The sequence below is a fragment of the Pseudomonas sp. ZS1P83 genome (assembly GCF_054897825.1).
Genome location: NZ_CM142706.1, coordinates 727,078 through 743,834 on the forward strand (window position 1 = coordinate 727,078; position 16,757 = coordinate 743,834).

The 16,757-nt window shown below is 58.0% G+C and carries 15 protein-coding genes and 3 pseudogenes; 12 read left to right on the plus strand and 6 right to left on the minus strand.

Annotated elements, in window-relative coordinates:
• Nucleotides 1–207: 207 nt before the first annotated feature.
• Together fadD2 and fadD1 are read left to right on the plus strand one after the other, a co-directional pair.
• Nucleotides 208–1,896 carry a long-chain-fatty-acid--CoA ligase FadD2 gene (gene fadD2, locus ACYZT0_RS03540; RefSeq protein WP_462044647.1) on the plus strand — a complete coding sequence of 563 codons (1,689 nt, stop codon included), beginning with the start codon at nucleotides 208–210 and terminating at the stop codon, nucleotides 1,894–1,896.
• 433 nt (nucleotides 1,897–2,329) lie between these two features.
• Nucleotides 2,330–4,030: a long-chain-fatty-acid--CoA ligase FadD1 gene (fadD1, locus tag ACYZT0_RS03545; protein WP_462044648.1), complete on the plus strand. Its 1,701-nt coding sequence runs from the start codon at nucleotides 2,330–2,332 to the stop codon at nucleotides 4,028–4,030.
• Nucleotides 4,031–4,230: 200 nt separating this feature from the next.
• Here the strand turns inward: fadD1 and ACYZT0_RS03550 are convergent, their stop codons facing one another.
• Nucleotides 4,231–4,608 carry a hypothetical protein gene (locus tag ACYZT0_RS03550; protein ID WP_282377262.1) on the minus strand — a complete coding sequence of 126 codons (378 nt, stop codon included), beginning with the start codon at nucleotides 4,606–4,608 and terminating at the stop codon, nucleotides 4,231–4,233.
• Between the two features lie 200 nt (nucleotides 4,609–4,808).
• Between ACYZT0_RS03550 and ACYZT0_RS03555 the strand changes: the two genes are divergently transcribed.
• The 3 genes from ACYZT0_RS03555 to def all read left to right on the plus strand — a co-directional run bounded on the left by ACYZT0_RS03555 (nucleotide 4,809) and on the right by def (nucleotide 6,658).
• Nucleotides 4,809–5,000 (plus strand): CsbD family protein, encoded by a 192-nt coding sequence (locus tag ACYZT0_RS03555; RefSeq protein ID WP_283181403.1) that lies wholly within the window; start codon nucleotides 4,809–4,811, stop codon nucleotides 4,998–5,000.
• A 165-nt stretch (nucleotides 5,001–5,165) separates the two neighbouring features.
• Nucleotides 5,166–6,122 (plus strand): YihY/virulence factor BrkB family protein, encoded by a 957-nt coding sequence (locus ACYZT0_RS03560; protein WP_462044649.1) that lies wholly within the window; start codon nucleotides 5,166–5,168, stop codon nucleotides 6,120–6,122.
• Nucleotides 6,119–6,658, plus strand: a complete 540-nt coding sequence (gene def / locus ACYZT0_RS03565) for a peptide deformylase (protein ID WP_462044650.1) — start codon at nucleotides 6,119–6,121, stop codon at nucleotides 6,656–6,658. Before ACYZT0_RS03560 ends, def begins: the two co-directional genes overlap by 4 nt.
• A gap of 13 nt (nucleotides 6,659–6,671) precedes the next feature.
• On the opposite strand, the gene ACYZT0_RS03570 is transcribed toward def, so the two are convergent.
• Nucleotides 6,672–7,088, minus strand: a complete 417-nt coding sequence (locus ACYZT0_RS03570) for a GNAT family N-acetyltransferase (protein ID WP_462044651.1) — start codon at nucleotides 7,086–7,088, stop codon at nucleotides 6,672–6,674.
• Nucleotides 7,089–7,569: 481 nt separating this feature from the next.
• Here ACYZT0_RS03570 and ACYZT0_RS03575 point away from each other — a divergent pair.
• Nucleotides 7,570–7,710: pseudogene (locus ACYZT0_RS03575) on the plus strand (ABC transporter substrate-binding protein); the annotation flags it as partial.
• 38 nt (nucleotides 7,711–7,748) lie between these two features.
• Here ACYZT0_RS03575 and gstA read toward each other — a convergent pair.
• Complete coding sequence (gstA, locus tag ACYZT0_RS03580) at nucleotides 7,749–8,351, minus strand: glutathione transferase GstA (protein WP_462044652.1); 603 nt, start codon at nucleotides 8,349–8,351, stop codon at nucleotides 7,749–7,751.
• A gap of 99 nt (nucleotides 8,352–8,450) precedes the next feature.
• Here gstA and ACYZT0_RS03585 point away from each other — a divergent pair, with 99 nt between their 5' ends.
• From ACYZT0_RS03585 to ACYZT0_RS03595, 3 genes and pseudogenes are all read left to right on the plus strand, one after another.
• Nucleotides 8,451–9,323, plus strand: a complete 873-nt coding sequence (locus tag ACYZT0_RS03585) for a LysR family transcriptional regulator (RefSeq protein ID WP_462044653.1) — start codon at nucleotides 8,451–8,453, stop codon at nucleotides 9,321–9,323.
• 522 nt (nucleotides 9,324–9,845) lie between these two features.
• Nucleotides 9,846–10,517 (plus strand): annotated as a pseudogene (locus ACYZT0_RS03590) (PAS domain-containing protein); the annotation flags it as partial.
• A 111-nt stretch (nucleotides 10,518–10,628) separates the two neighbouring features.
• A pseudogene (locus ACYZT0_RS03595) lies at nucleotides 10,629–11,060 on the plus strand (methyl-accepting chemotaxis protein); the annotation flags it as partial.
• A 125-nt stretch (nucleotides 11,061–11,185) separates the two neighbouring features.
• On the opposite strand, the gene ACYZT0_RS03600 reads toward ACYZT0_RS03595, so the two are convergent.
• The gene (locus ACYZT0_RS03600; RefSeq protein ID WP_462044654.1) at nucleotides 11,186–11,818 is read right to left on the minus strand and encodes a glutathione S-transferase family protein; all 633 of its coding nucleotides are present in this window, start codon (nucleotides 11,816–11,818) and stop codon (nucleotides 11,186–11,188) included.
• 56 nt (nucleotides 11,819–11,874) lie between these two features.
• Nucleotides 11,875–12,306, minus strand: coding sequence for a PACE efflux transporter (locus ACYZT0_RS03605; RefSeq protein WP_461969268.1), 432 nt, complete (start codon nucleotides 12,304–12,306; stop codon nucleotides 11,875–11,877).
• Nucleotides 12,307–12,426: 120 nt separating this feature from the next.
• Here ACYZT0_RS03605 and ACYZT0_RS03610 point away from each other — a divergent pair, with 120 nt between their 5' ends.
• Nucleotides 12,427–13,299, plus strand: coding sequence for a LysR family transcriptional regulator (locus tag ACYZT0_RS03610; RefSeq protein WP_462044655.1), 873 nt, complete (start codon nucleotides 12,427–12,429; stop codon nucleotides 13,297–13,299).
• 129 nt (nucleotides 13,300–13,428) lie between these two features.
• On the opposite strand, the gene gntR is transcribed toward ACYZT0_RS03610, so the two are convergent.
• Nucleotides 13,429–14,460 carry an HTH-type transcriptional regulator GntR gene (gene gntR, locus ACYZT0_RS03615; RefSeq protein ID WP_462044656.1) on the minus strand — a complete coding sequence of 344 codons (1,032 nt, stop codon included), beginning with the start codon at nucleotides 14,458–14,460 and terminating at the stop codon, nucleotides 13,429–13,431.
• A 215-nt stretch (nucleotides 14,461–14,675) separates the two neighbouring features.
• On the opposite strand from gntR, the gene ACYZT0_RS03620 reads away from it, so the two are divergent.
• Together ACYZT0_RS03620 and ACYZT0_RS03625 are read left to right on the plus strand one after the other, a co-directional pair.
• Entirely contained in the window at nucleotides 14,676–15,209 is a 534-nt protein-coding gene (locus tag ACYZT0_RS03620; RefSeq protein ID WP_462044657.1) for a gluconokinase, read from the plus strand.
• Nucleotides 15,210–15,291: 82 nt separating this feature from the next.
• Nucleotides 15,292–16,644, plus strand: coding sequence for a GntP family permease (locus ACYZT0_RS03625; protein WP_462044658.1), 1,353 nt, complete (start codon nucleotides 15,292–15,294; stop codon nucleotides 16,642–16,644).
• Nucleotides 16,645–16,757 lie beyond the last annotated feature (113 nt).

Sequence of the window (16,757 nt, forward strand, 5' to 3'; positions counted from 1 at the left end):
TAGCGCATCCTTAGCGTGCCGTCTGATCAGGCCACGCCACGGCACCAAGATTCACACGGTCAATGACGCCCGTGCGCATATTTGCCTGATTCGCCATAGCTGCTAGTGTCCGTGAAGCCCCGCTTTTCGCTTTCTGCTTTTTGAGGGATGAGAGAGAAAGGACAGAAAAGCGGCCCCGGATAGGTTCAGGTAAAGAGGATAAAAACAATGCAACCTGATTTCTGGAATGACAAACGCCCGGCCGGCGTGCCCCTGGACATCGACCAAGGGGCCTATAAGTCGGTGATCGAGGTGTTCGAGCGTTCCTGCAAAAAATTTGCTGACCGCCCGGCATTCAGCAACATGGGCGTAACCCTGACCTATGCCGAACTGGAGCGCTACAGCGCAGCCTTCGCCGCTTACTTGCAAGCTCACACCGACCTGGTCCCGGGGGATCGCATTGCGGTGCAGATGCCCAACGTCCTGCATTACCCAATTGCCGTGTTCGGTGCCCTGCGCGCCGGGCTGATCGTGGTCAACACCAACCCGCTGTACACCGCGCGGGAGATGCGTCATCAGTTCAAGGACTCCGGTGCACGGGCGTTGGTGTACCTGAACATGTTCGGGCAAAAAGTCCAGGAGGTGCTGCCCGACACCGACATCCAGTACCTGATCGAAGCGAAGATGGGTGACCTGATGCCCGCCGCCAAGGGCTGGCTGATCAATAACCTGCTGGGCAAGGTCAAGAAGATGGTCCCGGCATATTCCTTGCCGCAGGCGATTTCCTTCAAGAACACGCTACGTCTGGGCCGGGGCCTGGGCATCAAGCCGCTGAATGCCGGCCTCGACGACATCGCCGTGCTGCAATACACCGGTGGCACCACCGGGCTGGCCAAGGGCGCGATGCTGACCCATGGCAATCTGGTCGCGAACATGCAGCAGGCGCGGGCGTGCCTGGGTCAGTTCGGCAAAGACGGTCAGCCGCTGCTGCGCGAGGGGCAAGAGGTGATGATCGCGCCGCTGCCGCTGTACCACATCTATGCCTTCACGGCGAACTGCATGTGCATGATGGTGACCGGTAACCACAACGTGCTGATCACCAATCCGCGGGACATCAAGGGTTTCATCAAGGAACTGAAGAACTGGCGTTTCTCGGCGTTGCTGGGGCTAAACACGCTGTTCGTCGCGTTGATGGACCATCCGGACTTCAAGACTCTGGATTTCTCCAGCCTCAAACTCACCAACTCCGGCGGCACCGCGCTGGTCAAGGCCACCGCCGAACGCTGGGAACAGCTCACCGGTTGCCGTATCACCGAAGGGTACGGCCTGACCGAAACCTCGCCCGTGGCCTGCACCAACCCTTACGGCGACCAGTCGCGCATCGGTACAGTCGGCCTGCCGGTGCCGGGCACCACGCTGAAGGTCATCAACGATGAAGGCGTCGAGCAACCCTTGGGCGAGCGCGGCGAACTGTGCATCAAAGGCCCGCAGATCATGAAAGGTTACTGGCAGAAACCCGAAGCCACCGACGAAGTGCTGGATGCAGAAGGCTGGTTCAAGTCCGGTGACATCGCGGTGATCGACCCGGACGGTTTTGTGCGCATCGTCGATCGCAAGAAAGACATGATCATCGTCTCGGGTTTCAACGTGTACCCAAACGAGATCGAAGACGTGGTGATGGCGCACCCGAAAGTCGCCAACTGCGCGGTGATCGGTGTGCCGGACGAGCGTTCGGGGGAGGCGGTGAAGCTGTTTGTGGTGGCCCGTGAATCGGGAGTCAGCCTTGAAGAACTGAAGGCGTACTGCAAGGAGAACTTCACGGCGTACAAAGTACCCAAGCACATCGTCTTGCGTGAGTCGTTGCCGATGACGCCGGTGGGCAAGATATTGCGGCGGGAGTTGCGTGATATCGCTTGAGGTGAATGGCCGCGCTTCGCGGGGATCGTCGGAACGCGGCCCGAGGCAAGCCACACTCCCATAGGTTCAGTGTTGTTCACAAAGTAAGTGAACGACGCAAAACCTGTGGAGCGAGCGGTGCGGCGATCCGACTTGCCCGCGAAGCTTTTAAGGGGGGGAGGGCCCAAAATCCGGGGCTTTCAAGCCTGTATAGAATTTTTGCTCTAAAATGACCGCTTTCTATTCTCGCGTCACAAAAGTGACTATAGAGGCCTATTTTGGCTCTGGTCGGCCCTAGGCAAAGCTGCTACTCTCGGCGCGCTTTGTGACTTCTCGGCCGAGGTAAAAGCCAGACTCACCAACAAAGAAACACAAAGAAACACCAATGAACAAACACCAATAATAATCGCATCAAATGCGGTGATGAATTCGCGTTGCTGAGGAGTGGGCTTCCATGATCGAAGACTTTTGGAAGGATAAGTACCCTGCCGGGATTGCTGCCGACATCAATCCGGACGAGTATCCGAATATTCAGGCGGTATTGAAGCAGTCCTGCCAGCGCTTTGCCGACAAACCGGCATTCAGCAACCTGGGCAAGACAATCACCTACGGTGAACTGTACGAATTGTCTGGTGCCTTTGCTGCTTACCTGCAACAGCATACCGACTTGCAGCCAGGCGATCGAATCGCCGTGCAGCTGCCCAACGTGTTGCAGTACCCGGTCGCCGTCTTCGGTGCCATCCGCGCCGGGCTGATCGTGGTCAACACCAACCCGCTGTACACCGCGCGGGAAATGGAACACCAATTCAACGACTCCGGTGCCAAAGCCCTGGTCTGCCTGGCCAACATGGCACACCTGGCCCAGACCGTCGTGCCGAAAACCGGCGTCAAGCACGTGATCGTCACCGAAGTGGCCGACCTGCTGCCGCCGCTCAAGCGTTTGCTGGTCAACAGCGTCATCAAGTACGTGAAGAAGATGGTCCCGGCGTATCACTTGCCCAAGGCCATCAAGTTCAACGACGTGCTGAGCAAGGGCCATGGCCAGCCAGTGGCTGAAGCCAACCCGGCCAGCAGCGACGTTGCCGTGCTGCAATACACCGGCGGCACCACCGGCGTGGCCAAGGGCGCGATGCTCACCCACCGCAACCTGGTGGCGAACATGCTGCAGTGCAAGGCGCTGATGGGTTCCAACCTTCATGAAGGCTGCGAGATCCTGATCACGCCGCTGCCGCTGTACCACATCTATGCCTTCACCTTTCATTGCATGGCGATGATGCTGATCGGTAACCACAACGTGCTGATCAGCAACCCGCGCGATTTGACGGCGATGATCAAGGAACTGTCGAAGTGGAAGTTCAGCGGTTTCGTCGGGCTTAACACGCTGTTCGTCGCCCTGTGCAACAACGAAGGTTTCCGCAATCTGGACTTCTCGGCGCTGAAAGTTACCCTGTCCGGCGGCATGGCCCTGCAACTGGCTGCCGCCGAACGCTGGAAAGCGGTCACCGGGTGCGCCATCTGCGAAGGTTACGGCATGACCGAAACCAGCCCGGTGGCCACCGTCAATCCGATCCAGAACATCCAGATCGGCACCATCGGTATTCCGGTTCCGTCGACCCTGTGCAAAATCATCGACGATGCCGGCGTTGAACAGCCGTTGGGCGCAATCGGCGAGCTGTGTGTGAAAGGTCCGCAAGTCATGAAGGGCTACTGGCAGCGTCAGGACGCCACCGATGAAATCCTCGACAGCGAAGGCTGGTTGAAGACCGGTGACATTGCGCTGATCCAGCCTGATGGTTACATGCGCATCGTCGATCGCAAGAAAGACATGATCCTTGTCTCCGGTTTCAACGTGTACCCGAATGAACTGGAAGACGTGCTTGCGACCCTGCCGGGCGTGCTGCAATGCGCAGCCATCGGCGTGCCGGACGAGAAGTCGGGCGAGGCGATCAAGATCTTCATCGTCGCCAAACCGGGCGTGACACTGACCAAGGAACAGGTGATGGAGCACATGCGCGCTAACGTCACTGGTTACAAGGTTCCGCGCTCCGTTGAGTTCCGCGATGCGCTGCCGACCACCAACGTCGGCAAGATCCTGCGCCGCGAGTTGCGCGACGAAGAATTGAAGAAGCTCGGCGTCAAGAAGGTCAGCGCGTAACAAACAAAAGCCCCGCAGATGCGGGGCTTTTTGTTGTCTGTGATATCAGCAGGCTTCTGTGGCGAGGGGCTTTATCCCCGTTGGGCTGCGAAGCGGCCCCAAAACCTGCAACCGTGTTTCACCAGGAACACTGTATTCGTCGGTTTACGACTGCTGCGCAGCCGAACGGGGATAAATTCCCTCGCCACAATGGTCCGGGTTTACAGGCGGAACTGCGCGAAGTTCACGTTGGTACCCGCCGGGCGCATGTCCTGGAGGTACGAGTCCTTGTCGGCGCTCAGTTCCAGGCTCAAGGCCGCTTTGCGTTTACCTTCGTTGCGCACCACCAGACCTTCGAGCTTCTCGCGCAGGAACACCGTTGGCACTTTCAGGTGCAGCAGTTCGTCGGTATCGGGTGTGTGCATCAGCAAGTGAACCCATTCGTACTGACCGACGGCCAGGCGCGCGACCGGAATATCGAACCACCAGATGTTGCGGTTGCGGTTCAATTCAGTGAAATGGCAGTTATTGACGCCAAGCACAGCACCGCCAAGTTCCTGGTTTCTGCGGGCAATGGCCTGCTTTTTATCGAGTTTCATAACATTCCTACGGGATTGGATCTTCAGCGCCATGGCCTGAATACGTTGCGCATTCTCGGGGGTTGGTCGGCAAACATAAAGCCCAACCTGCACTGAACGATGAAATGTTGCGGTGAAAATAAATGAAACTCCGCGCAAACGCCTCCGGTCAATCCTTGTGTAACAACTTTCCCCGTTGAATTGTTCACAGGAGAAACACCATGAGCAGCACTGGCGATAAAGTAAAAGGCATGGCCAACGAAGCCGCCGGCAACGTCAAGCAAGGCGTCGGCAAGGCCACCGGTAGCGACAAAATGCGCGCCGAAGGCGTCGTGCAGGAAAAGAAAGGCGAAGCGCAGCAAGCGGTCGGCAAAGCCAAGGATGCGATAAAGAAAGGCGTCGACAAGGCGTGATCCGACCTGTAATGAGCGTAAGAAAACGGCCATCCGCGGATGGCCGTTTTTGTGTCAGTCTGAACTTGCACAAGATCAAAATCGCCAAGTAGGCTACTTTGATGTAGAAAACGGCCCCTGAGTCGCCACGACTTCGACCAAATTTTGCGGCGAAAGGAGACGCTTATGTTTTTTCCTCACATGAAAGGTTTGCGCCTGCACCGTGTCATGGTGCGCACGATCACCGAGTTCGTCGACGACGAGATGTCGACCTATGCCTCGGCGCTGGCCTATCAGATGCTGTTCTCGCTATTCCCTTTCATTTTGTTCCTCATTGCTCTGATCGGTTTCCTGCACCTGCCGGACTTTTTCTCCTGGCTGCGCCTGCAATCGGAACTTGTGTTGCCACCCCAGGCGCTGGAACAGGTGAACCCGGTCATTGACCAGCTCCAGCAATCCAAAGGTGGCTTGCTGTCGGTTGGTATCGTGATTGCCCTGTGGACCGCGTCCGCCGGCGTGCGGCTGATGATGAGTGCGATGAACGCAGCCTACGACGTGGTCGAGGGCCGTCCGGCATGGAAGCGTTTTCCTCTGTCGATTATCTACACCGTCGGCATCGCCGGTATGCTGCTGGTCGCCGCCGCGCTGATGGTGCTCGGGCCGCAGGTGATGGGCTGGATCGCCGCGCAAGTCGGCCTCGAAGACTTCATTGTGACGCTCTGGACCATCGTGCGCTGGCCGGTGGTCGTGATTCTGTTGATGATGGCGGTGGCGCTGATTTATTACGTCATGCCCGACGTCAAACAAGAGTTTCGTTTCATCACGCCGGGTTCGGTGCTGGCGGTGGTGGTGTGGATCATCGCGTCACTGGGCTTCGGTCTGTACGTCAAGGAATTCGCTAATTACAACGCTATGTATGGCAGTATCGGTGCGATCATCGTGCTGTTGCTGTATTTCTACATTTCCGCCGCGGTGCTGTTGCTGGGCGCCGAGATGAATGCCGTGATCGAACACATGTCGACCGAAGGCAAGAATGATGGCGAAAAAGTCCCCGGCGAGCACGACCACGAACCCAAACAACACGTATCGGGACTGGGTCGGGATCACTCGATCAAGCCGAGCACTGACGAAGTCATCAAATGATCCGTGAAATTCTGAAAATGGGCGACGATCGCCTACTGCGCATTGCCCCGCCGGTGCCCGCCGAAATGTTCGACAGCCCCGAGCTGTGGCAACTGATCGACGACATGTTCCAGACCATGGAAAGCGTCGGTGGCGTTGGCCTGGCTGCACCGCAGATCGGCGTCGATTTGCAACTGGTGATCTTCGGTTTCGAGCACAGCGAGCGTTATCCGGAGGCCGAGGCCGTGCCGCAGACAATTCTGATCAACCCGCTGCTTACGCCGTTGAGCCCGACGCTGGAAGAGGGTTTCGAAGGCTGCCTGTCGGTGCCCGGCCTGCGCGGCGCGGTGGATCGCTATCAGCACATTCGTTACGAAGGTTTTGATCCCAAGGGGCAGCCGATCCTGCGCATCGCCTCGGGGTTTCATGCGCGGGTAGTGCAGCATGAATGCGATCACCTGATCGGCCGGTTATACCCGTCGCGCATCAGTGACTTCAGCAAGTTCGGGTTTACCGACGTGATGTTCCCGGATCTCGATCCTACTGCAGACGACTGACACACTCCGTGAATCAACCAGACGGTTCCAAGCCCATGGCGATCATCGGTTTGCTGCGTGCGTAACGGCTCAGGCGTTCGGCCATGGAGTAGGGCAGTGGCGGGTCGAAGGTAAAACCACGACGTTCATAAAACCCGCGTAAGTCCGGATGACAAAACAGCCACACCGGGCCTTCGAGGTCCTTGAGTGCCTCGGCGATCAGCGCCGCAGCGATTCCCTGTTCACGGCAGGCCGGATCGACAAACAAACCCGTCAGCCAATGCCCGTCCGCCACTGGTCGCAAACACAGCGCCCCAATGATCTCGTCGCGCCTGGCCACCCAGAGTTGAGCGTCGCGGACCGCTTTCATCGACGATTGGTGAGCGCGATAAAACTTGTTCATCAAGGGCCATAAAGGCTCGGCGAGCAAGGTGTATTGGGTATTGGGCATAGTCTTCGACTGTCGGTGCACAAAGCGGGCGATTATAAAAGAACGCGCACGCAGCGATAGGTGTATACCTGATCACACATCCCGTATGAGTGGAGTACGTATCATGGCCAAAGGCATGGATTCAAAAAAAGCAGCAAAGAAGAAGCCGGCAAAAACCGCCGACGAAAAGCGCGCCGACAAGAAGGCCAAGAAGGTGGATGTGTTCGGTCATTGATCCCGTGACAAGGGAGCCCGGCCCTGGGGCTCCCGCTGCTTCTAACGAAATAACCAAATACTCTGCAAAAAAACCTTGCGCCATTGCACAGAAGGGGACGAGTCCCCGATCTGCGCAACGCCATGCGTCGATACCGCGCACCGTGAAGAAATCGAAACCTTGCGCCAACGCCTGACCGCTTGCACCGAGTGGCCGACTTTGTTGCTGCTGATCGGCGTGTACGTCGGTTGGGAATTGCTGCACGGTCATCCCACCCGCTGGACATCGCTGAACAAGATCCTCGGCCAGATGAGCGAAAAGCGCCTGCAACCGCGTCAGGTGGCCGAAGCGTTTTTGCGTGATCAGCCGAAGGTGTGGAAGGGCTGGGTGCCGGGTGAAGTGGTCACCAAAGTGAGTGCGAGTTTGTAACTCAGTGGCGCCAGGAAGATAGCCTTCACGGGTAGGCCTTACTCCGACTCAGCGGCCAACGCAGTTTTCACCGCAGGCCGCTGATCAACCCGCGCCTGAAACCGCGCCAACGCCGGCCACTGATTCAAATCAATGGCAAACAGCGGAGCCCAGCGCAACACCGTAAACAAATACGCATCGGCAATGCTGAACCCGTCAGCCATCAAATATTCCTGGCGCTCCAGCGTCTGGCTCAACACAACAAATCGCTTGAACAGCTTCTCTTGGATGAGCGCTTTCACCTCATCCGGGAACTGTGAACTGAACAGCCAACCCAGCCCGCCATGAATCTCGGTCGAGATGAAATTCAGCCACTCCTGCAACCGCACCCGCTCGAACGTCCCGTTCGCTGCCGCCAAGTTCGCCTCGGGTCGCAGGTCTGCCAGGTATTGCAGGATCGCCGGGCCTTCGGTCAGCACTTGGCCATTGTCCAATTGCAATGCCGCGACGTAACCCTTGGGGTTAATGGCGAGGAAGTCCTCACCACTTGCGGTTCTCTTGGTGGTGTTGTCGACGCGGATCAATTCGAAAGGCAGGTCCAACTCGCGCAGCACGATATGCGGCGCGAGCGAGCAGGCGTGTGGGGCGTAATACAACTTCATCGGCAGGGCTCTGTTTGGGGGGTTGCGCCAGTGTCATAGTGCGCGGCACCCTCGGTAAAATTAATCTTTCAGAAAGCGGCCATAAGGAAAGCTACTGCCATGATGAATTTGATGCATTGGCGAATGGTGGTGGCAGTGGCTGACACGGGCAACATTACCCGGGCGGCCGAGCGGGTCGGCATGACCCAGTCCGGTGCCAGCCAGGCCTTGGCATTGATCGAAGAAACCCTGGGCGTTCAACTGTTCAGTCGGGAGAGTCGCCAGACCTTGCCGACGGCGATTGGCCTGTCTGTCATCGAACACGCGAGAACGATGCTCGGTGCCCTGGAAAACATCCGCAGCAGCGTCGATGCCACAAAAGACATTCAGCGCGGGACGATTCGCCTGGCCAGTTTCCCCATGGTGCTGACGACTTTCCTGCCGCCGCTGCTGCGTCAGTTCAATCGGCTTTATCCCGGCATTCAGGTGGTCGCGCTGGAAGTCAGTGACGATGAAGTGGAAACACTGCTTGGCGCCGGGCTGGTGGATGTCGGCGTGGTGTTGAACCCAGCGCCTGAGCGCAATGCCGGTCGCCTGGGCAGTGATGCCTGGATGGCGGTGGTGCCCGGCGGCCATCCTTTGGCTCGCCGTTCGAATGAAGAAGGGGTCTCCCTGGCAGAGTTGGCGGAGCAACCTTTTGTACTGGCCACGGGCGGTTGTTCGACTAACGCTCGCAGCCTGGCAACCGGTGCCGGGCTGCAGCTGCGCGACGTTCGGGTCGAGGTCCGCGAGTGGAGCAGTGCGTTCACCCTGGTACGGGAAAACATCGGCGTGACGCTGGTGCCAGAGATGACACTGCCGAGCCAGCGCCAGGGGCTGCGCGTGATTCCGGTCAAACCGCGTATCGATCGCGAATTTGCCTTGGTGATCACTGCGAACAAGCCACCCTCGGCGGCGGTGCAGGCGCTGATGAGTTTGCTTGCTGAAAAATGACTCATACCGAAGCTGAACCGATTTTGTCCTAGGTACTGGCCGACTAGTGGCCTTGCTTACCTGACTTGCCTGTCTATGCTGACTCGTAACTAACTATGTCGACACACCCTGTGAAGGCCGTCATACACGTTTAAAGCGTGCGCAACCCAAGGCACCGACTCTGAACAACACGGAGCTGTCCGGTCAATGGAGTGATTTATCAGAACGTTAGGGCTGGCTCGATCCCGGGCTATCAAGAGAAGGATGTCTTGATAAGAGCGTCGCTGCATGGACTCTCCTATTAAACATCTTGATCACCTGACCAAGCCCTTCCGGTGGAGGGATGCGTGTGCCTGTTCCTTGGAACGTAGTGGTGGAGCCGTTGAAAGACCAAAGAACTTTCATCAAACAAAAGACCACGCTGAAGGTGATACGACCATGTTTAACCGACGTCACAAGACTGACCTGTTGGAAATCGAACGATTCAGTTGCGCGCTGACTGAGGCTAACGCGAAGTTGGCCGCGGTCAGCCGCTCGATGGCGATGATTGAGTTCACCCCCGAAGGCATCGTGATCGATGCCAACGACAACTTTTGCAGTGTCATGGGTTACAGCGCCGAAGATGTGCGCGGAAAACATCACCGAATTTTCTGCGAAGAAGCGTTTTATCGAAGCGATGCCTATGCCAAGTTGTGGCGTGACCTTGCCCGTGGCGAACCGGTGAGCGGGACCTTTTTGCGCTTGAACAAGAGCGGCAAGGAAATCTGGCTCGAAGCCAGCTATATGCCGGTGTTCGGCGCTGATCGCCAGGTCCGGAGCGTGATCAAAGTCGCCACTGATATTTCAGCCAGGGTCTACAAGGAACACGAAAACGAGAGCATGCTCGCGGCGATCGGTCGTTCCATGGCCGTGGTCGAATTCACTCCGGATGGCAAAGTCATCTCGGCCAACGAAAACTTCTTGAAGACGATGCATTACTCGCTCAACGAAGTGGTTGGCCAGCACCACAGTCTGTTTTGCCATCGTGGTGACGCCGAATCCCAGGCCTATAAAGCGTTCTGGGCTTCACTCAATCGCGGCGAATATCACTCGCACCGTTTCGAGCGCAAAGATAAGCAGGGTCATACGGTTTTCCTGGAGGCCTCCTACAACCCGCTGTTTGACACCAAGGGTCGATTGTACAAAGTGGTCAAGTTCGCCAGCGATATCACCGATCAGGTAACCACCCTGCAAACCGCCGCGGAGTCGGCCCACAGTACCTCGGTTCAAAACGACGCCTGTGCGCAGAAAGGTTCTCAGGTGGTACAGCAAACGGTGCAGACCATCCAGGACATTTCCAAAGACTTGAACGAAGCGGCGCTGAGCATTGATGCCGTCAGCAAACAGTCCGACATCATTGGCACCATCGTTCAGACCATTCGCGGAATTGCCGATCAGACCAATCTGCTGGCGCTCAACGCGGCGATCGAAGCAGCCCGCGCCGGGGAGCACGGGCGCGGGTTCGCGGTAGTCGCTGATGAAGTTCGTAGTCTTGCGGCACGAACGAGCCAGGCAACGCTGGAGATCGTTGAAGTGGTACGCAAGAACCATGATTTGTCATTGAGTGCGGTGTCGAGCATGCAGTCAAGTTTGAGTCGAACGGGTCTTGGGGTGGAACTGGCGAACGAGGCGGGAGCAGTGATTCTGGAGATTCAACAAGGATCGCGGCATGTGATGGATGCAATCAGTCAGTTCAACTCGACCTTGCAGATAAGTTGATCGCGGCCAATTGAAAAGGGTTCCTCGAAGGGGCCCTTTTTTATTGATTCCCGCACTTTTAAAGCGAAGCGAGGAACTTGTCGACCACACCCGCACGGATGTTGGTCGGGTCGCGCGGGAGCTGTTCAAGCCAGGCCATTGCAGCCGTGTTTGAGGAATCCCGGGCGTTGTGCCAATCGTTGAAAATACTCGTCGATGGCGGGGTAGTCGGGGCGCTCCATCGGTGTCATCAACCAGCGGTTGACCGACAGTCCGATGACGATGTCCGCCAGCGTGAAGTGTGGCCCGGCGACATACGCTTTGGTGGTCGCGAGCTGATGCTCGAGGATGCCCATCTTCTGATTCCAGCTGCGTACGCCAGCGGTAATGTGATGCGGGTCCTGGAATTCCGGATCTTTGCGTACCAACGCTGTGAATGCGTAGCTCCAGGAGGCATTGAGTTCGGTGGCTTGCCAATCCATCCACTGCTCGACCCGAGCGCGTGCCGCCGGTTCGTGCGGTAACAGATCGGTGTTGTGGTGTTTGCCGGCCAGATAGCGGCAGATGGTATTGGACTCCCACAGCACGCCCGCGTCGTCGATGATCACCGGCACCTGAGCATTGGGGTTGAGCCTGAGAAACTCCGGCGTGTGGGTCGACGCAAAACCGCCGCCCCAGTCCTCACGTTCGTAGGCAACATCCAGTTCCTCACAGGTCCACAGGACTTTTCTGACGTTGATGGACGAGGCTTTTCCCAGAATCTTCAGTGCATGTTCCATTGAGCTACTCCGTTAGCGATTCGACGCTTCAGGAATCTAATAGACATTCAGCGTTTTCAAACCGGATCCGGCAGCGCCGAAATTGGCAAACCAAACGTGCGATCAAACAACCAGTTGAAGGCGAAGGTGTAGCACGGGATGAAAATGATCAGCGCCGCGTCCAGCAGGAAGGCTTGCACCAGGCTGATGTTCATCCACCAGGCGATCAACGGGATGAGGAACACTATCAAGGTTAGTTGAAAACCCACGGCATGGGCGATGCGCCGTTTAACGGTGCGGGTTCGCGAAGGCTGACGACTTTCCCAGCGCTCGAACAGCGTGGTGTAGATGAAGTTCCAGGTCACCGCAATGGTGGTGATGATCACTGCCAACGGGCCAGTGCTGCCGGGCGAGGTGCCGGACAACAATGCCAGCCCCAAGGCCGAGAATGTCATGCCGATGACCTCGTAAAGGGACACGTAGAGCAGTTTTCGTTTAACGCCTTGCATGGGGGTTGCCTCTTTCTTGCCAACTTGAAGCCAGGAGCACTGGCGAAGGCGACGAAAGATAGCTTCAATAGGGCTGACAGAAAAAGTCATTAGCTTTCAGTTTTATTGATAGGACGACGGATGAATTTCAACAGCGACAGCATCGAGTTGTTCCTCGCGGTGATCGAACGCGGCTCGTTCTCCGCTGCCGCCCGGGCGCTAGGTAAAGTGCCGTCGGCGGTGAGCATGGGCATCGCCAACCTGGAAGCCGAACTCGGTTATCCACTGTTTGATCGCAGCCATCGCGAGCCGGTGCCGACGGCGATGGCCTGCGCATTGGTGCCGCATGCGCGACTGATTGCCGAGCAGCTCAAACAGTTGCAAGTGCATGCGGTCGAGCTGTCGTTGGGGCTGGAAAGCAAGTTGTCGATCGGGGTGGTGGCGGACATCGACAAGGGCCGCGTGATGGCGGCGATCAAGGTCATCGCCGAGCGTCATCCTCTACTGGAAATCGAAGTGCTCAGCGCGCCGCAGGATGATGTGCTGGCGATGCTCCACAGCGGCCGGGTCAGCGTTTGCCTGGCGTTCGCCGGGCTGAGCATGAACGTGCTGGAGCGGTTCCAGTTCGTCGGCACCGAACGGATGATCGCCACGCTGGCGGCGGACAATCCGTTGTTTCAAGGCCAGGATTTGTATCTCGAAGATTTGGTCCACGAACGGCAAATCATCGTCGCCAGCCGCGACCTGCCGATCAGCGAAACCCGGCCACTGGTGGCCGAGTCATACTGGCGCACCGACACGTTGACGATGGCGCTGGAAATGGTCGAAGCCGGATTGGGCTGGGGCAATTTTCCGCTGTCGGTGGTCCAGCCGTGGCTCGATGCTGGAAGGCTCAAGCGCCTGAGCTTCCGCAACATCGAGAACGGGTTGGTGCTGCCGGTGCATGCGGTGTGGCTCAAGAGCCAGCCGTTGCAGAAAGGGGCGTTGGCGTTCGTGGAGTTGATGGGGCGTTGACCCTGCACACCGAGCATTCCCACGCTCTGCGTGGGAATGCTTCACCGGACGCTCTGCGTCCGCTTCGGCAGGGACGCGGAGCGTCCCGGGCTGCATTCCCACGCAGAGCGTGGGAACGATCAAACAGTGTCAGGTACTCTCGCGCACCTTCAACTCAAACCCCATGTCCTGCACCGGTTTCGCCACCGTGTTGCCGGCCATCAAGGTCAGCATCTGCTCCGCTGCGCGCCGGCCAATCGCCTCGCGCGGTGTGCTGATGCTGCTCAGACGCGGGACCATGTGGGCCGAGGCCGGCAGGTCGTTGAAGCCGAGGATCGCCACTTGTTCGGGGATTTTGATCCCGCAGCGCATGGCTTCGAGCAGTGCGCCCTGGGCCAGGTCGTCGTTGCCGAAGAAGATGGCATCGACATCGGGATGACTGGCGATCAGTTGCAGGAACAGTTCGCCACCGAGGCCGACGGAGGAGGCACGAGGCGTCAGCACTTCCAGAGCCGGGTCGTACAAACCGGCCTTTTGCAGGGCTTTGCGGAAACCTTCGCCGCGCAGCAACGTGCGTTGATCCAGTTGTGCGCCGATATAGGCCAGGCGCTTACGTCCACGGGATAGCAAATGCTCGGCCGCTGTCTCGCCGGCAGCGAGTTGCGAAAAACCCACGCAATTGAGGCCGGCCGCGCTGTCCAGTTCCATCATGTACACGCAGGGAATGTTGCTCGCCTCGATCATGCGGCGCGAACTTTCGGTGCGGTCGAAACCGGTCAGCAGCAAACCGCGCGGCTGATACGCCATGTAATTGCGCAGCAGGTTTTCTTCTTCGTCGCGAGAGTAATGGAAGTTGCCGATCAGCACTTCGAAGCCTTTGGGGCGCAAAACCTGATGAATGGCTTCCAGCGTGTCGATGAACAATAAATTGGACAGTGACGGCACCAACACCACTACCGAATGGCTCTGGGCCGAGGCTAGCGCGCGGGCAGCGGGATTGACCACGTAGTTGAGGTCAAGCGCCGCTTTCTGCACTTTTTCCACCAGTTCGGTGGCCACGGTGCTGACTCCGCGCAGGGCGCGAGAGGCGGTGATCGGGCTGACACCGGCCAGGCGCGCGACTTCGTTCAAGGTGGGGCGGCCAGTGGTGCGAGTATTTTTATCGTTTTTAGGGGAGATCATCGGACGGCTTGCCAAACAAAATTCGAGGCACTAAGGTAGCGCTGTCTCGACGCAGCTGCAAATGCGTGAGCGGGGTTTGCCTGATCCCCGTTTTTTGGCGTTGGGAACGAACATGCTGCAACCCACAAAAATGACAAGAAGGCGTCGGCAACTTCTACTTTTCGTCTAGTGTCATAACTGGCAAAGGTAGCGCTGTCTGCGCGCTGAGGTGTTACATGAATCATCCCATCACCGCCCTGGTCATCATGGGCGTTGCCGGTTGCGGCAAGACTTGCGTCAGCGAGGCCTTGTGCCAACTCAGCGGCGCGACCGCCATTGAAGGCGACACTTTCCACCCTGCCGCCAATATCGAAAAGATGAGCGCGGGTATCCCCCTGAACGACGACGACCGTGCCGGCTGGCTCGACAGCCTGTGCGATGAACTGCGCCACATCGACGCCAAGGGCCAACGCCCGGTGCTGACCTGCTCGGCGCTCAAACACATTTACCGTGAACGTCTGCGCAGCGCCTTGCCTGGCCTGGGCTTCGTGTTCCTTGAGCTGACCCCTGAAGTCGCAGCCGATCGTGTCTCCCATCGGCCGGGCCACTTCATGCCGTCAACCCTGATCGACAGCCAGTTCGCTACCCTCGAATCCCCCGTTGGCGAACCGCTGACCCTGGCACTCGACGCGTCGAACCACAGTGTCGACGAACTGGCCGCTCAAGCACACCGCTGGTGGCTTGAACACGGCCTGAAACTCGCCGTATGAGTTTTTCTCGAAGAGATAGCGCTGTCCTGATGGCTTGCGAATTACCCGCTTTAATAACAACAACAACCAGGAGACACCCCTAATGTTTGGCATGTCCCACGAGACGTTCCTGCTGCTAGACGCAGTGGTCACGGTGATCGGCCTCATCGTCCTGATTACCAAGTTCAAGTTGCACCCCTTCATTGCCCTGATCATCGCCGCAGCCTTTCTCGGGCTGACTTCCGGTATGCCGATCGGCACCATCATCAAGGCGTTCCAGGACGGCTTCGGTGGGGTGCTCGGTTTCGTCGGGATCATCCTGGCGCTGGGCACCATGCTCGGCAAAATGATGGCCGAGTCGGGCGGGGCGGATCAGATTGCCCAGACGCTGATTCGCGCGTTCGGCAAGGACAAGGTGCAATGGGCCATGATGTTCGCGGCCTTCCTGGTCGGCATTCCGCTGTTCTTCGAAATCGGCTTCGTGCTGCTGATTCCGCTGGTGTTCATCGTTGCCCGGCGTACCGGTGTGTCGATCATCAAGATCGGTATCCCGCTGCTGGCCGGTCTTTCGGCCGTGCACGGTCTGGTTCCGCCACATCCGGGTCCGTTGCTGGCCATCGGCGTGTTCGGTGCCGACATCGGTAAAACCATTCTCTACGGCCTGATCGTTGCGCTGCCAACGGCGATCATTGCCGGACCGATCTACGGCACTTTCATTGCCAAATACATCCCCGGCCATCCGAACCAGGAACTGGTGGATCAACTGGCTCGCGAGCCAGAAGCGGCAGAGCTGCCGAGCTTCAGCATCACCCTGATTACCGTGCTGCTGCCGGTGTTCCTGATGTTGCTCAAGACCTTTGCTGACGTGGTGTTGCCGGACGGCAATTTCTTCCGCACCTTCATGGACTTGATCGGTCACCCGATCTCGGCGCTGCTGTTGGCGTTACTGCTGTCGCTGTACACCTTCGGGCACCGTCAGGGCATGGGCTCCAGCAAAATTCTCAAGTTGCTCGACGCCAGCCTTGCGCCGACCGCCGCGATCATATTGATCATCGGTGCCGGTGGTGGCTTCAAGCAGATGCTGGTCACCAGCGGCGTGGGTGACGTCATCGGCCACATGGCGGTGAACGCACAGATCTCACCGATCCTGCTGGCCTGGCTGGTGGCGGCGGTGATTCGCGTGGCAACCGGTTCGGCGACCGTGGCGACCATTACGGGGGCCGGCATTGTGGTGCCGGTGGTGGGGATGATTCCAGGTGTGAACCGTGAGCTGCTGGTACTGGCGACCGGTGCAGGTTCGTTGATCCTGTCTCACGTTAACGACGCGGGTTTCTGGCTGGTGAAGCAGTACTTCAACATGACCGTGGCGGAAACCTTCAAGACCTGGACCGCGATGGAAACCATCCTGTCCATCGTTGCGCTGGGCTTTATCCTGCTGTTGTCGTTGTTCGTCTAAGCACACCACAATACAAATGTGTGCGGGCTTGCTCGCGATATAGGACTTACATTCAGCATCTTCGTTGAATGTTAAGCCCTCATCGCGAGCAAGCTCGCTCCCACAGTGTTTTG

Bases quoted from the DNA above. Each gene is read 5' to 3' on its own strand.
- fadD2 (WP_462044647.1), top strand. From the start codon at position 208: ATGCAACCTGATTTCTGGAATGACAAACGCCCGGCCGGCGTGCCCCTG.
- fadD1 (WP_462044648.1), top strand. From the start codon at position 2,330: ATGATCGAAGACTTTTGGAAGGATAAGTACCCTGCCGGGATTGCTGCC.
- ACYZT0_RS03550 (WP_282377262.1), bottom strand. From the start codon at position 4,608: ATGAAACTCGATAAAAAGCAGGCCATTGCCCGCAGAAACCAGGAACTT.
- ACYZT0_RS03555 (WP_283181403.1), top strand. From the start codon at position 4,809: ATGAGCAGCACTGGCGATAAAGTAAAAGGCATGGCCAACGAAGCCGCC.
- ACYZT0_RS03560 (WP_462044649.1), top strand. From the start codon at position 5,166: ATGTTTTTTCCTCACATGAAAGGTTTGCGCCTGCACCGTGTCATGGTG.
- def (WP_462044650.1), top strand. From the start codon at position 6,119: ATGATCCGTGAAATTCTGAAAATGGGCGACGATCGCCTACTGCGCATT.
- ACYZT0_RS03570 (WP_462044651.1), bottom strand. From the start codon at position 7,088: ATGCCCAATACCCAATACACCTTGCTCGCCGAGCCTTTATGGCCCTTG.
- gstA (WP_462044652.1), bottom strand. From the start codon at position 8,351: ATGAAGTTGTATTACGCCCCACACGCCTGCTCGCTCGCGCCGCATATC.
- ACYZT0_RS03585 (WP_462044653.1), top strand. From the start codon at position 8,451: ATGATGAATTTGATGCATTGGCGAATGGTGGTGGCAGTGGCTGACACG.
- ACYZT0_RS03600 (WP_462044654.1), bottom strand. From the start codon at position 11,818: ATGGAACATGCACTGAAGATTCTGGGAAAAGCCTCGTCCATCAACGTC.
- ACYZT0_RS03605 (WP_461969268.1), bottom strand. From the start codon at position 12,306: ATGCAAGGCGTTAAACGAAAACTGCTCTACGTGTCCCTTTACGAGGTC.
- ACYZT0_RS03610 (WP_462044655.1), top strand. From the start codon at position 12,427: ATGAATTTCAACAGCGACAGCATCGAGTTGTTCCTCGCGGTGATCGAA.
- gntR (WP_462044656.1), bottom strand. From the start codon at position 14,460: ATGATCTCCCCTAAAAACGATAAAAATACTCGCACCACTGGCCGCCCC.
- ACYZT0_RS03620 (WP_462044657.1), top strand. From the start codon at position 14,676: ATGAATCATCCCATCACCGCCCTGGTCATCATGGGCGTTGCCGGTTGC.
- ACYZT0_RS03625 (WP_462044658.1), top strand. From the start codon at position 15,292: ATGTTTGGCATGTCCCACGAGACGTTCCTGCTGCTAGACGCAGTGGTC.